The sequence below is a fragment of the Herbaspirillum sp. B65 genome, from assembly GCF_000333555.1.
GTDB classification, from domain to species: Bacteria; Pseudomonadota; Gammaproteobacteria; order Burkholderiales; family Burkholderiaceae_D; genus Herbaspirillum; species Herbaspirillum rubrisubalbicans.
Map to the genome: position 1 here is coordinate 1 of NZ_BADI01000340.1, position 13,768 is coordinate 13,768.

Annotated in this window: 16 protein-coding genes; 4 read left to right on the forward strand and 12 right to left on the reverse strand. The window is 62.9% G+C overall.

Annotated features, from left to right (window positions below; translation table 11 throughout):
- The coding region (locus tag I5W_RS08490) for a glutamine synthetase beta-grasp domain-containing protein (protein WP_199901720.1) at nt 1-369 on the reverse strand (369 nt) is incomplete at its 3' end.
- A 462-nt stretch (nt 370-831) separates the two neighbouring features.
- Here I5W_RS08490 and I5W_RS08495 point away from each other — a divergent pair.
- Nucleotides 832-1,293: a rhodanese-like domain-containing protein gene (locus I5W_RS08495; RefSeq protein WP_017451618.1), complete on the forward strand. Its 462-nt coding sequence runs from the start codon at nt 832-834 to the stop codon at nt 1,291-1,293.
- A gap of 28 nt (nt 1,294-1,321) precedes the next feature.
- On the opposite strand, the gene I5W_RS08500 is transcribed toward I5W_RS08495, so the two are convergent.
- On the reverse strand, nt 1,322-2,026 hold the full coding sequence (locus I5W_RS08500; protein WP_044528896.1) for a response regulator: 705 nt from the start codon (nt 2,024-2,026) through the stop codon (nt 1,322-1,324).
- 26 nt (nt 2,027-2,052) lie between these two features.
- Nucleotides 2,053-2,781: a response regulator gene (locus I5W_RS08505; protein WP_017451616.1), complete on the reverse strand. Its 729-nt coding sequence runs from the start codon at nt 2,779-2,781 to the stop codon at nt 2,053-2,055.
- A 408-nt stretch (nt 2,782-3,189) separates the two neighbouring features.
- Between I5W_RS08505 and I5W_RS08510 the strand changes: the two genes are divergently transcribed.
- Both I5W_RS08510 and I5W_RS08515 read left to right on the forward strand, forming a co-directional pair.
- Complete coding sequence (locus I5W_RS08510; RefSeq protein WP_044528897.1) at nt 3,190-4,740, forward strand: DUF1800 domain-containing protein; 1,551 nt, start codon at nt 3,190-3,192, stop codon at nt 4,738-4,740.
- Nucleotides 4,741-4,755: 15 nt separating this feature from the next.
- Nucleotides 4,756-6,087: a DUF1501 domain-containing protein gene (locus tag I5W_RS08515; RefSeq protein ID WP_044528898.1), complete on the forward strand. Its 1,332-nt coding sequence runs from the start codon at nt 4,756-4,758 to the stop codon at nt 6,085-6,087.
- Nucleotides 6,088-6,178: 91 nt separating this feature from the next.
- Here the strand turns inward: I5W_RS08515 and iscX are convergent, their stop codons facing one another.
- The 9 genes from iscX to iscR all read right to left on the reverse strand — a co-directional run bounded on the left by iscX (nt 6,179) and on the right by iscR (nt 12,666).
- Nucleotides 6,179-6,373, reverse strand: a complete 195-nt coding sequence (iscX, locus tag I5W_RS08520; RefSeq protein ID WP_044528899.1) for a Fe-S cluster assembly protein IscX — start codon at nt 6,371-6,373, stop codon at nt 6,179-6,181.
- Nucleotides 6,374-6,404: 31 nt separating this feature from the next.
- Nucleotides 6,405-6,743 (reverse strand): ISC system 2Fe-2S type ferredoxin, encoded by a 339-nt coding sequence (gene fdx / locus I5W_RS08525; RefSeq protein ID WP_044528900.1) that lies wholly within the window; start codon nt 6,741-6,743, stop codon nt 6,405-6,407.
- Between the two features lie 45 nt (nt 6,744-6,788).
- Complete coding sequence (gene hscA, locus I5W_RS08530) at nt 6,789-8,654, reverse strand: Fe-S protein assembly chaperone HscA (protein WP_017451608.1); 1,866 nt, start codon at nt 8,652-8,654, stop codon at nt 6,789-6,791.
- A gap of 24 nt (nt 8,655-8,678) precedes the next feature.
- A complete protein-coding gene (locus I5W_RS08535; protein ID WP_044528901.1) occupies nt 8,679-9,305 on the reverse strand; it encodes a LysE family translocator in 627 nt (208 codons plus the stop codon).
- A gap of 16 nt (nt 9,306-9,321) precedes the next feature.
- Entirely contained in the window at nt 9,322-9,837 is a 516-nt protein-coding gene (gene hscB / locus I5W_RS08540) for a Fe-S protein assembly co-chaperone HscB (protein WP_044528902.1), read from the reverse strand.
- A gap of 202 nt (nt 9,838-10,039) precedes the next feature.
- Nucleotides 10,040-10,363, reverse strand: coding sequence for an iron-sulfur cluster assembly protein IscA (gene iscA / locus I5W_RS08545; protein WP_017451605.1), 324 nt, complete (start codon nt 10,361-10,363; stop codon nt 10,040-10,042).
- Between the two features lie 55 nt (nt 10,364-10,418).
- Nucleotides 10,419-10,823, reverse strand: a complete 405-nt coding sequence (gene iscU / locus I5W_RS08550) for a Fe-S cluster assembly scaffold IscU (RefSeq protein ID WP_017451604.1) — start codon at nt 10,821-10,823, stop codon at nt 10,419-10,421.
- Between the two features lie 78 nt (nt 10,824-10,901).
- Nucleotides 10,902-12,155 carry an IscS subfamily cysteine desulfurase gene (locus I5W_RS08555; RefSeq protein WP_017451603.1) on the reverse strand — a complete coding sequence of 418 codons (1,254 nt, stop codon included), beginning with the start codon at nt 12,153-12,155 and terminating at the stop codon, nt 10,902-10,904.
- A 16-nt stretch (nt 12,156-12,171) separates the two neighbouring features.
- Nucleotides 12,172-12,666: a Fe-S cluster assembly transcriptional regulator IscR gene (iscR, locus tag I5W_RS08560; RefSeq protein WP_017451602.1), complete on the reverse strand. Its 495-nt coding sequence runs from the start codon at nt 12,664-12,666 to the stop codon at nt 12,172-12,174.
- Between the two features lie 324 nt (nt 12,667-12,990).
- Between iscR and I5W_RS08565 the strand changes: the two genes are divergently transcribed.
- Nucleotides 12,991-13,768, forward strand: a 778-nt coding sequence (locus I5W_RS08565; RefSeq protein ID WP_044528903.1) for a FadR/GntR family transcriptional regulator, incomplete at its 3' end; no start/stop codon positions are given.

A 13,768-nucleotide genomic window follows, 5' to 3' on the forward strand; every position in this document is an offset into this window, starting at 1 on the left:
CCCGGCCGGAGGACTTCGGTAGGCTTCAGCGCGCTTGGCGATGGAGCGCGGATCGCGGTCGTAGCCCTTGCCGTCGGACGGCTCGATCACGTCACATTGCATGAAGAGAGTGGTCTCTTCCATGAACGGGTCGATGTTGGCGGTGTTGGGGTCCGGGATCAGCAGCATGTCGGAGGCTTCGATACCCTTCCAGCCGGCGATCGACGAACCGTCGAAGGCGTGACCGGATTCGAACTTGTCGATGTCGAAATGCGAAACAGGCACGGAAACGTGCTGTTCCTTGCCACGGGTGTCAGCGAAACGGAAGTCGACAAACTTGACTTCGTTGTCCTTCACCATCTTCAAAACCTCTGCGGCCGTCCTTGCCATGCGAATCTCCTAAAACGAGGAAGTAGTATAAATTGGGGTGTTGAGCCGTTTTCTGCGACTGGATCTTTGCATTTGATACAACGGTCTTGCGCCGAACTCAGTCGCGGATGATAGCAGATTCCATGCCATCAACCTTTCAGGTGCGCCAATAATGGAATATTTTAGGGAGGAGCCGGCAAAACGCCCGCTGGGAGCGGTGCAGAGCACCTCTTCATGCGCATTATTATGGTGCATTTTATATAAAGCGCACCACAATAATGCACATATTGAGCAATACATCTGAAACGCCCCGCATTGGTGCGTGCGCCATCGTGGAGCAAGGAGGCCCCGGCTGAAAAACGTGCACAGTCTTGGGAAAATTGCCGAAATGTTTATATTGTTTAGAATCAAGATGCAGGACGCAAGACCTCATCCCGAACGCATCCCCTCATCCCATCAAGAGATCCAAGAAAGCGATTGCCCATGAGCACCCAAGCCATTCTCGCCACCGCCACCCAACGTGCCACCGAAGGCCAACTCCCCTATGCCGGCGCCGTCACTCCGCAAGAAGCGCTGGCCTTGATCCAGGCCGATCCCGCCGTCAAGCTGGTCGACGTGCGCACCCGCGCCGAGCGCGACTGGGTGGGCATGGTCCAGATCCCGGCGGCGCAGCACCTGGCGGTGCAGTGGAACCTGTACCCCGAAGGCCAGCCCAATCCGCAATTCCTGGAGCAATTGCGCCAGGTGGCCGCACCGCAAGACATCGTGCTGTTCCTGTGCCGTTCCGGCGTGCGTTCCAAGCACGCGGCCAAGCTGGCCAGCGAACATGGCTATAGCCGCTGCTTCGATATCCTGGAAGGCTTCGAGGGCAACAAGGATGCCGCCGGTCATCGCAAGACGGTGGAAGGCTGGTGCAAGGCCGGCCTGCCCTGGGTCGGCGCCTGAACCACAGCCCCCCTCGCTGGGAATCGGTTCAGGATTGCAGGCTGCGCGCCTGCAAGGCACTGGAGAGGGATTGCAACAGCAGGCCGATGGCTTGCCGTTCATCGGTGTCAGCGCGCAGCGCTTCTTCCACGCATTCCAGCAGGGCCACGATCTCGGCCCGCCCCATGGTCAGCGCCGCCCCCTTCATGCGGTGCGTGAGCTGGCCCAGTCGTGCCGCATCACCCGTCACGCTGGCCTGCTGCAAGGCTTGCAGGTCGCTCTGGGCGGTCTGGATGAACAAGCGTGCCAGATCCTGGCTGTGTTCTTCTTCGGCCGTGGCCGGCGCCCCGTCTTCGCCGCTTTCGTGATCGCACCACAAGGCCAGCAGGCGGCGGATGGCCACGGTCTGCAAGGGCTTGTCGAGCGTCCCATCCATGCCGCTGTCCAGGCAGCGCTGCACATGGGCCGCGTCAGCCTCGGCCGAGATGCCGATGAGCGGCGTGTAGGGACGCGTCGAATCGTGTTGCTCCAGCAGACGCACCTGGCGCGCCACTTCCGGGCCGGGCATGTCCGGCAGGAAGCAATCCAGCAGCACCATCCCATAGGGCTGGGCCTGGATGGCGGCCAGGGCGCTGCCGCCATCGGCCACGCAATCGACCTGGCAACCCAGCATCTGCAAACGGTTTTGCATGGCGTAGCGTATCGTGGCCGAATCATCGACCAGGAGCACGCGCGGCCCACTATCCTTCATCATCACTCCCCCTTTTCCTGATGCGGCGTTCACAAGTCCTTGATCTGGTATTCGATCTTGAACAATTCGTTGTCACTGCGCACTCCCAGCTTGCGGAAGGCCGATTGCTTCTGGCAACTGATGGTCTTGATGCTGCGTGCGAATTTTTCGGCAATGTCCGTGACCGACAAGCCATCCAGGCAACAGCGCAAGACTTCGCGCTCGCGCGGCGACAGGTTGGGCATGTCGGAGAGCGTATCGGACGAAGGTGGCGTATTGCGCGCACGGCGGCGGCGCGGCGGCGCTGGTTCGGGCTCGCTGCGCGCACCGGGATCGGCGGCTTGCAGGGCGGCCAGTTCGCGGCTCATGGCAATGCTCAGGTATTCACGGCCGGTGTGGATGGCGCGGATGGCCAGGATCAGTTCGCTCAGTTCCTGCGACTTGCCCACGAAACCGCGCGCCCCAGCCTTCATGGCCATGACCACGGTGGCCGGGCTGCTGTGAGCCGAGGTCACCAGGATCTTGCTGCGCGGGAAGCGCACCCGCAGCGCACGGATCAGGTTCAGGCCATCGATGTCGTTGCTACCCAGTGAATAATCGATCAATAGCAGGTCGGCCGGCTCGGCCCGCAATGCCGTCATCAACTCCTTGCTGGTGGCAAAAGCGCCGATGACCGAAAAGTCCGGCTCCTCGGCCAGTCGCTTGGCCAGACCGTAGCGCACCACGGCGTGGTCGTCGAGCAAGGCGATGCGCATCTTCGATCCCACTTTCCATGTCATGCGCTGTCCCCTCGTATTGTGGTGATATGAAGCTTTCTTCTGCACATTGTCCGGCGAGCGGGCGCGGCGTTGGCAAAGGCCTTATTTTGGCGGAGCGCGCGCCACCAGCGCATAAGAATCGTCTGAAAAACATCGAGAAAAAGCAAGTTTTTCTACAGCGACCCGTGCTCGACAAGCTGACGATAGCGTCAGCTTTGTAACACCGTGTATGAAGTAACAAGTATCGAGACAAGACCTGCTTTTTTTGTCGCTGACAAGCGGCATGATGACAACCTCAACCCCGACCCAGGCGTTATGCCGCCAGTGCCGGGGTACTGCGGCACGCCGCACATTACACTTGCTTACAGCCGTCAAGCAGGCCATTGACGATACTGGCTTCCCCATTTTCCGAACCCGCGAGGGCTCACGATGCCCCCGTTACCGCTGCGTTGTCCGTCCCTGCTCCCGGCGCGACTACTGTTGACGCTGGCACTGCTGATCACTGCCGGCGGCCAGGCCCAGGCTGCAGCGGCAGCGGGGCCGGCCAGCGCCCCGCTGTCGGAGCAGGAACGCGCCCTGCACGTGCTCAACCGCCTGGGCTACGGTCCCCGTCCGGGTGATCTGGAGCAGGTCGAGCACATGGGCGTGAAGCGCTACATCGACCAGCAATTGCATCCCGAGCGCATCCCCTTGCCCGCCGAGCTGCAAGCCAGTCTGGCAGCCTTGCCGGGGCTGCAGATGACGACCTCGCAATTGTTCGTCGATTATGGTCCGCCCTCCTTCGAGCGCAACATCAGCAAGGAAGAACAGGCCGTCGCGCGCCAGCGTGCCGCGCGCGAACTGACGCCGCAATGGCATATGGCGCGGCTGCTGCAGGCCACAGAAAGCCCGCGTCAGTTGGAAGAAGTGATGACCGAATTCTGGGCCAATCACTTCAACGTCTTCGAGGGCAAGGATTGGGTACGCTACTGGGTCGGGGATTATGAAAAGAATGCCATCCGCCCCTATGCGCTGGGCAACTTCCGCGAACTGCTGGGCGCGGTGGCACATCACCCGGCCATGCTCTACTACCTCGACAACTGGCTCTCCAGCGGCGCCGGCACCCCCGGTGCGCGTGGACGCTTCAAGGGCTTGAACGAAAATTACGCGCGCGAGTTGATGGAGCTGCATACCCTGGGCGTGAATGGCGGCTACCAGCAAGCCGACGTGATCACGCTGGCGCGCATCCTCTCGGGCTGGACCATCGATGTCGATGCCATGAAGGCTGGCGCGGCGCCCTTCCGCTTCATCGCGCAGCGCCATGACAATGGCCCCAAGGTCTTCCTCGGCAAGCCGTTGGCCGCCAGCGGCTACCAGGAGGGCGAAGCGGCGCTCGACATCCTGGCCAATCATCCCTCGACGGCACGCTTCATTGCCACGCAGCTGGTGCAGTATTTCGTGTCTGACCAAGCCGATCCGGCGCTGGTGCACAAGCTCGCGCAGAAATTCCTGAGCACCCACGGCGATATCCGCGCCGTCTTGCAGACGCTCTTCGACAGCCCGCAATTCTGGGCGCGCAGCAATTACCAGACCCAGTTCAAGACGCCCTACCAATTCGTGGTCTCGGCCCTGCGCGCGGGAGACATCCCGGTGCGCAATGCCAAGGCGGTCAATGGCGATCTGAGCCAGTTCGGGATGCCACTCTATGGCTGGCTTACGCCCGAGGGCTACAAGTATTCGCAGGCGGCCTGGCTCAATCCCGATGCCCTGCTGCGACGGATCAACTTCGCCGGCTACCTGGCCAGCGGCTGGTCGCCCATCGCGCGGCCCGAAGGCACGCCGCCGCCCTCCAAGGCCGAGCTCCGCCCGCTGGACGCGCAATTGTTGCGCGCCACCCTGGGCCCGGCCATTACGTCCCAGACCGCTGCCCGCATCGAGGCCGCACCCGAGAACCAGCGGGCCAGCCTGATCCTGGGCAGTCCCGATTTCATGAAACGCTGACCCTGCAGAGGCACCATGAACCGCCGCGATTTCCTCCGTTACCTGGGCGCTGCCGGCAGCGGCGCCATCCTGGTCCCCATCGGCCTGTCCGGTTGCGCCGTGGTGCCCACCGGCGACAAGAGCATCAGCCGGGCCAGTAGCGCCAACCATATCTCCTCCGGCCAGGTGGCCTACGGCGCGCCGGCCGCGCGGCCCCATGCCGCAGGCGATGGCGCGCCGCGCATGGTGGTGGTGTTCCTGCGGGGTGCCGTCGATGGTCTCAACGTAGTGGTGCCGTATGGCGATGGCGCGTATTACCAGGCACGGCCAACCATTGCGGTGGCGCGTCCGGGACAAGCCAATGGCGTACTCGACCTGACCGGCTACTTCGGCCTGCACCCGGCCCTGCAACCGCTGATGCCGTACTGGCAAAGCGGCCAACTAGCCTTCGTCCATGCGTCCGGCTCCCCCGATAGTTCGCGCTCGCACTTCGAGGCGCAGGACTACATGGAGACCGGCACGCCGGGCCAGCACAATACGCCTGATGGCTGGCTCAACCGCGTCATGGATTACCTGCCGCCGGCGCAATCGCCGCTACAGACCATCAACGTAGGCAACGCCACGCCGCGCATCCTGAGCGGCCACAACGTGGCGGCCAACCTGCCCACCGGGCGCGAGGCCACGCGCCCGAGCATGATCGACCAACCGCGCTGGAGCCGGGTCTTCGACCCGCTCTATGGCGACGACGATGCGCTGGGCAAGGCCTATCGCGATGGCCTGGCAGCGCGCAAGCAACTCATGGCCGAGATCAATAGCCAGGAACAGCAGATGGCCAACAATGGTGCCCCGCTGCCCAATGGCATGTCGATGGATACGGCGCGCCTGGGCCGCCTGATGCGTCACGATCCGCGCATCCGACTGGCCTTCCTGGCCGCCGGTGGCTGGGACACCCATATCGGCCAGGGCAATGGCACCGGCCAACTGGCGGCCCGCCTTTCGCCGCTAGGCGCGGGCCTGGCCACGCTGGCGCGCGAACTGGGGCCGGCCTTCAATGACACGGTGATCGTGGTGATGTCCGAATTCGGCCGCACCTTCCGCGAAAACGGCAATGGCGGCACCGATCATGGGCACGGTAATGCCATGTGGCTGATGGGCGGCAACCTGCGCGGCGGCAAGATCTACGGACAATGGCCGGGCCTGAACCAGGCAGCCTTGAACGAAGGCCGCGACCTGGCCATCACCACCGATTTCCGCGCCGTGCTGTGTGCGCTGGCGGAGCAGCATATGCGCATCCCTGACCAGGCATTGGAGAAAATTTTTCCCCAATATGCGTCGGGGACAAAAGGGATGTCGACGTTCTTCATCTGAAACGACGCGCACCTAAAACTGAGGAAACCAATCGACATCAGCCTTGGCCAGATTGCCGTTGTTTTGCCGCTGACGGCGGCGCTACCGAGGCTTACTGCGCCTCGGCAATCCAGGCCGCCTGGATCGCTTCCAGGATGCGCTCGCCGGAGCGATTGGGATCATCCGCAAACCCATCCAGCTCCATCACCCAGCGATGCAGGTCGGTAAAGCGGATGGTCTTGGGATCGACCTCGGGAAACTTGTCGCAAAGCTCCTCGGCGATCTGCTGGGTATCGGTCCATTTCATGTCGCTCTCCTGCACCGCGCTGGCGGCGTGTTCAGTGGTTTTCGGACGCGTGGTTGATGGTGTACTTGGGGATTTCGACGGTCAGGTCGTCTTCGCCCAGCACCACCTGGCAAGACAGGCGGGACGTCGCTTCCAGGCCCCAGGCCATGTCCAGCAAGTCTTCTTCCTTGTCGGTCGGATCATCAAGGGTCTCGAAGCCTTCGCGGATCACCACGTGGCAGGTGGTACAGGCGCAGGACTTCTCGCAGGCGTGCTCGATGTCGATGTCGCTGTCCAGCAGCGCATCGCACAGGGTCTTGCCGGCGGGGGCGTCGATCACCGAGCCTTCAGGGCAGAGGACCGGATGAGGGAAGATGACGATCTGGGGCATGGTGGCTCTCGTGTCTTGTCTACAGTGTTGAGGTGATGAAATCGCTTAAGCAACTTCATCCAGTTTCTTGCCGGCCAGCGCGGCGTGGACACTGCGGTCCATGCGGCGCGCGGCGAATTCCTCGGTGCCGTGCGCCAAGGCATCCACCGCTGCCTTGATGGCGAGATGGTCGCTACCTTGCGCGGCGGCGGTCACGGCTTCGATCTGGGCTTCGATGGCCACGCGCTCATCTTCTGACAGCAGCGCGGCATCGGCCTGCAGCGCCGAACGGGTGGCCAGGACGATGCGCTCGGCTTCGACCTGCTCTTCGCGCAGGGCGCGACGCTGCATATCTTCGTCGGCGGAACTGAAGGATTCTTGCAACATGCGGGCGATCTCATCGTCGCCCAGGCCATACGAGGGTTTCACGGTGATGGAGGCTTCCACGCCGGAAGTCATTTCGCGCGCCGATACCGCCAGCAAGCCATCGGCATCGACCTGGTAGGTCACGCGGATGCGTGCCGCACCGGCTGCCATGGGCGGGATGCCGCGCAGCTCGAAGCGCGCCAGCGAGCGGCAGTCGGCCACCAGTTCGCGCTCGCCCTGCACCACGTGGATCGCCATGGCAGTCTGACCATCCTTGAAGGTGGTGAATTCCTGGGCGCGGGCGCAGGGGATGGTGGAATTGCGCGGGATGACCTTCTCGGCCAGGCCGCCCATGGTTTCGATGCCCAGCGACAGCGGGATCACGTCCAACAGCAGCCAGTCGTCGCCGGGGGCGCGGTTGCCGGCCAAGAGATTGGCCTGCACCGCGGCGCCCAGGGCCACCACCTTGTCGGGGTCGATGTTGGACAACGGATTGGTCTTGAAGAACTCGCCCACGGCGCGGCGGATGTGCGGCATCCGGGTGGCGCCGCCGACCAGCACCACACCATCCACGTCTTCCACCGTCAGGCCGGCGTCGCGCAGGGCCTTGCGCACCGGGGTCATGGTCTTGGCTACCAGGTGCTGGGTGATCTCGTTGAATTGCGCCGCGGTGATGGACAGGTGGACTTGCTCGCCGGACTTGAGCGCCGCATCGATCTGCACTTCGTCCTTGGTGGAGAGCAGTTCCTTGACCTCGCGCGCCTTGACCATCAAGAGCCGCGTATCTTCGTCCGACAGGGGCTGCAATTGGGCTTGCTGGCTGATCCAGCAGAACAGACGATGATCGAAGTCATCCCCGCCCAGGGCCGAATCGCCCCCGGTGGCGAGCACCTCGAAGACGCCACGCGTGAGCTTGAGGATGGAGATATCGAAGGTACCGCCGCCCAGGTCGTAGACGGCGAAGATGCCTTCGGAGGCATTGTCCAGACCATAGGCGATGGCGGCGGCGGTCGGTTCGTTCAACAGGCGCAGCACGTTCAGTCCAGCCAGTTGCGCGGCATCCTTGGTGGCTTGGCGCTGGGCATCGTCGAAGTAGGCCGGCACCGTGATGACGGCACCCACCAGGTCGTCGCCCAAGGCGTCTTCCGCAGTCTGGCGCAGCGTGGCCAGGATCTGGGCCGAGACTTCCACCGGACTCTTGACGCCCGCCACGGTCTTGATCTGCACCATGCCAGGCTGGTCCTGGAAGTCATAGGGCATGTTCTCGGCGTGGGCGATGTCCTTGAGGCCACGGCCCATGAAGCGCTTGACCGAGACGATGGTATTGCGCGGATCGATGGTCTGCGCGGCCTGGGCCTTGTAGCCGATGTTGGCGTGGCCATTGGGCAGGTAGCGCACGATGGAGGGCAGCAGTACGCGGCCATCGTCATCGGCCAACACTTCAGGGATGCTGTTGCGCACGGTGGCCACCAGCGAATTGGTGGTGCCCAGGTCGATGCCAACGGCCAGACGGCGCTGGTGCGGCGCGGTGGACATGCCCGGTTCGGAAATCTGCAGTAAAGCCATAGGAGGTGGACGGGTCGTGAAGCGTTATTCAGGTAAGGCCATCCGAATGCCGAGGCCGATGAAGGCGCAACCTGCAAGGCGGTTCAGATGGACGGAAGCAGTGGCACGGCGGCGGAAGTAAGCCCCGACGCTGCCGGAAAAAAGCGCGATGGCGCTGAAGATGACAAAGGCCTGGACAATGAACACCAGCGCCAGTACCAGCATCTGCAAGGCTTCATGACCGGCTTCGCGCCGCACGAACTGCGGCAGGAAGGCGATGAAGAACAGCGTCACCTTGGGATTGAGCATGTTGGCCAGCACGCTTTGCCAGTAGATGCGGCGCAGCGGTACGGCGCTCATGCCCTGCCCATCCGCAGCCAGCGCGATGCCGGCCGAGGCCGAGCGCAGCGTGCGCACGCCGAGATAGGCCAGGTAAGCCGCGCCCGCATATTGCAGGGCGTGGTAGGCCGGCGCGTAGGCCTTGATCAGGGCGGCAAAACCCAGCACCGCCAGCAGCGTATGGAAGATCAATCCCGAGCAGAAACCGGCGGCGGCCACCAGGCCGGCCTGGCGACCTTGCGCGATGCCCCGGGTGAGCACGTAGAGGTTATCCGGGCCGGGGGCCAGGGTCAGCGTCATGGCGGCCAGCAGGAAGAGGAACAGGTCGGGCATGGGCGGCTTTCGCGGATCAGCCTTCGATCAGGGCGAAGGCATCGCCGATCTCGGCACCGAACTTGTCGAGAAACATCAATTGGCGCACCAGTTGTCCGGCCGCAGCGTAATCGGCGGCATCGAGCAGGGCTTCGATGCGGGCGATCTCGGCTTTCTTCTCAGCCAGCAGTTCGGCGTTGAGGCGTTCCAGCGCGTCGATATCCTTGCCGGCCTTGGCATCGTCGAGCATTTCGCGCCACTCCATCTGCTGCATCAGGAAGGCCGGGGCCATGGCGGTATTGGACTCGGTCTGCAAGTCCACGCCATGCAGCTCGCACAGGTAACGAGCGCGCTTCAGGGGATTCTTCAGCGTCTGGTAGGCCTCGTTGGCGCGGGTAGCCCATTGCATGGCCACGCGCTTTTCGGCGTCGCTGGCATGGGCGAACTTGTCCGGGTGAGCTTGGCTCTGCACCTGGTGGTATGCCTGCTCCAGCGCCTTCTGGTCGATGGCAAAGCGTTGCGGCAACTGGAACAGGTCGTAGTGGTTTTGCATGGCTGAAAAATAAAAAAGCCTGTCGGACCGCAACAGGCTTGGCACATCAAGGACGGCACGGTGACCAGGCGGCCCCGCATGGCGCCATCACGAGGCTGTCACAAGGCTATCACGAGCCGGCTAAGCACTGGCCGCTGCGCCACCACGGCGGCGCGACGGCATCGACGATGATCCCATCCGGGATCGGGGATCAGATTCAGACTCAGATGCGGAAGCTTTCGCCGCAGCCGCACTCATCCTTGACGTTGGGATTCTGGAACTTGAACCCTTCGTTCAAGCCTTCGCGGGCAAAGTCCAGCTCGGTGCCATCGATGTAGGGCAGGCTCTTGGGATCGACGAAGACGCGCACGCCATGCGACTCGAAGACGGTGTCTTCGGCCGCTTGTTCATCCACATACTCCAGCTTGTAGGCCAGGCCGGAGCAGCCGGTGGTGCGCACGCCCAGGCGCAGGCCGATGCCTTTGCCACGGCGCTCCATGTAGCGGCTGATGTGTTTTGCTGCCTTCTCTGTCAACGTGATTGCCATGATGCTTGCCTTACGAAATCGAAAACGGCCGATGCCTGTTGCCGGGAAACGCCGCTCAGGCGGCCTTGGCCTTCTGGTCCTCGCCGTGCTTGGCCTTGTAGTCCTGCACCGCCGCCTTGATGGCGTCTTCGGCCAGGATCGAGCAGTGGATCTTCACCGGCGGCAGCGCCAGTTCTTCGGCGATCTGGGTGTTCTTGATGGACAGCGCCTGGTCCAGGGTCTTGCCCTTGACCCATTCGGTCACCAGCGAGGAAGAGGCAATGGCCGAACCGCAGCCATAGGTCTTGAACTTGGCATCCTGGATCACGCCATCGGCGCCGACCTTGATCTGCAGCTTCATCACGTCGCCGCAGGCCGGCGCGCCGACCATGCCGGTACCCACGGTGTCATCGCCCTTTTCGAAGGCGCCGACGTTGCGGGGGTTTTCATAGTGGTCGAGTACTTTTTCCGAATAAGACATGTTCTTGCTCCCTAGATGATGGTGTCTACCATCGCCCTGCCCTGCTGCGGCTGCTGGCGATGGCTGGCAGAGTCCTGATTAGTGGGCCGCCCACTGGATGGTGGACAGGTCCACGCCGTCCTTGTACATGTCCCACAGCGGGGACAGCTCGCGCAGCTTGCCGACCTTGCTCTTGATCAGTTCGATGGTGAAGTCGATGTCTTCCTCGGTGGTGAAGCGACCGATGGTGAAGCGGATCGAGCTGTGCGCCAGTTCGTCGCTGCGGCCCAGGGCGCGCAGCACGTAGGACGGCTCCAGGCTGGCCGAGGTGCAGGCCGAGCCGGAAGAGACGGCGATATCCTTGATGGCCATGATCAGCGACTCACCTTCCACGTAGTTGAAGCTCACGTTCAGGTTGTGGGGCACGCGATGCTCCATGTCACCATTGATGTAGGTTTCTTCGATTTCCTGCAAGCCCTTGGCCAGGCGGTCGCGCAGGGCGCGGATGCGGGCCAGTTCGCTGTCCATTTCTTCACGTGCGATGCGGAAGGCTTCACCCATGCCCACGATCTGGTGGGTAGCCAGGGTGCCCGAACGCAGGCCGCGCTCATGACCACCGCCGTGCATCTGCGCTTCGATGCGCACGCGCGGCTTGCGGCGCACATAGAGCGCACCGATGCCCTTGGGGCCGTAGGTCTTGTGAGCCGAGAAGCTCATCAGGTCGACCTTCCAGTTTTCCAGGTCGATCTTCACCTTGCCGGTGGCTTGCGCCGCGTCGCTGTGGAAGATGATGCCCTTGGAGCGGCAGAACTCACCGATTTCCGGCACCGGCTGGATCACGCCGATCTCATTGTTGACCAGCATCACCGAGACCAGGATGGTGTCTGGACGCACGGCTGCGGCGATCTGCTCGACGGTGACCAGGCCATTGTCCTGCGGCTGCAGGTAGGTGGCTTCGAAGCCCACGCGCTCCAGCTCGCGGAAGGTGTCCAGCACCGCCTTGTGCTCGGTCTTGACGGTGATGATGTGCTTGCCCTTGGACTTGTAGAACTGCGCCGCGCCCTTGATGGCCAGGTTGTTGCTCTCGGTGGCGCCGGAGGTCCAGATGATCTCGCGCGAGTCGGCATTGACCAGCTTGGCCACTTCTTCACGCGCCTCTTCCACCGCCTTTTCAGCGGTCCAGCCATACATGTGGCTGCGCGAGGCGGGATTACCGAACTGCTCGCGCAGGTAGGGGATCATCTTGTCGGCCACGCGCGGATCGACCGGAGTGGTCGCCGAGTAATCCATGTAAATCGGGAAGTGCGGAGCCTTGATGGTCTCCAGCAGGCTTTTTTCCAGGGGTGCGTTCATATGTGCTTGCTCCAAATCAGGCTGCGGCTTGCGGGCGGTGCAATACCACCACGCTCTGCGAGTCGGCGGCGCGATGCTCCACCGGCTTGGGTTCTTTTTGCTGGTCGACCAGGTCCTGGAGCGATACCGAATCCAGGTACTCGACCATTTTTTCATTCAGGGTGGACCACAGCTCATGCGTCATGCAGCGCGCCCCGCCCGGATGGGCCGCACTGTGGCAATTTTCCTTGCCACCGCACTGGGTTGCATCCAGGGGTTCGTCCACCGCGATGATGATGTCGGCCACCGACACGTCGGCGGCCTTGCGGGCGAGATTGTAACCACCGCCGGGGCCTCTGACGGACTCGACGATCTGGTGACGCCGCAACTTGCCGAACAACTGCTCCAGATATGATAAAGAAATTTCCTGGCGCTCGCTGATGGCCGACAACGTGACGGGGCCCTTGCCCTGGCGCAAGGCCAGGTCAATCATCGCCGTCACGGCAAAACGACCTTTGGTGGTTAGACGCATGGATTCCGCTCCAGAAACAAATGAACCGGCACGGCCGGCTGCCCTGAATTCCCGAATATTTGAGTCAAGTATAACAAACCCGAGTAATTCTGTCAGGTACCCTTGCTTTTCCTTCATATCGATCAAAAACCGGCCGGCATCAAATTCCGGCGAAACTTGTCTGACCTCTTGCGCAAAGTGCGCTACTCTCACGAGGACGGCTGGCATTGGCGTCGTGCCGGCTTATCGATCTGGTAAGATGACGCGACAATTTCCACCCGGCCAGATGCGGACCGCCCACAACAACACCAGTCGGGTCCGCCAGCGCCCCCATCAAAGAACGATATGGATGTAAGCGATACCCCCAACCCGCTGCTGCGCCCGCGCCGCAAGCCCCAGAGCCTGTCGCAGGAGGTGGTGGCGACCTTGTCGGCCATGATCGACAACGGCAGCATCAAACCGGGCGAGAAACTGCCCACCGAGTCCGAAATCATGCAGACCCAGGGGGTCTCGCGCACCGTGGTGCGCGAAGCCATCTCGCGCCTGCAGGCCGCCGGCCTGGTGGAAACCCGGCACGGCATCGGTACCTTCGTACTGGAAGCCAAGAAGGGTTCCAACATCAACATCGATCCGGCCACCATCACCACCATGCGCGACCTGCTGGCGCTGCTGGAGTTGCGCATCAGCCTGGAAACCGAGACGGCCGGCCTGGCCGCGGCCCGCCGCAGCGAAGAGCAATTGCAGGAAATCCGCCAGGCGCTGGACCTGTTCAGGGACAACCAGTTGAACGGCGGCGATACCGTGGGCCCGGATTTCCGCTTCCACTTCGCCATTGCCAACGCCACCGGCAACCGCTATTTCATCGAGATCATCAGCCATCTCGGCATGGGCGTGATCCCGCGCAAGCGCATCAACACCGCCGAACTGGCCCACGACCAGCAGTCGAGCTACCTGGACCGGGTGCAGCGCGAACATGAAGATATCTTCGATGCCATCGCCCGCGGCGACTCCGAAGCGGCCCGGGGCGGCATGCGCAATCACCTCACCAACAGCCGCGAACGACTGCGGCGCGCGCAGCAGGAAAGCGAATCGGGCGCACCACCGGCGCTGACACGGCACGCTG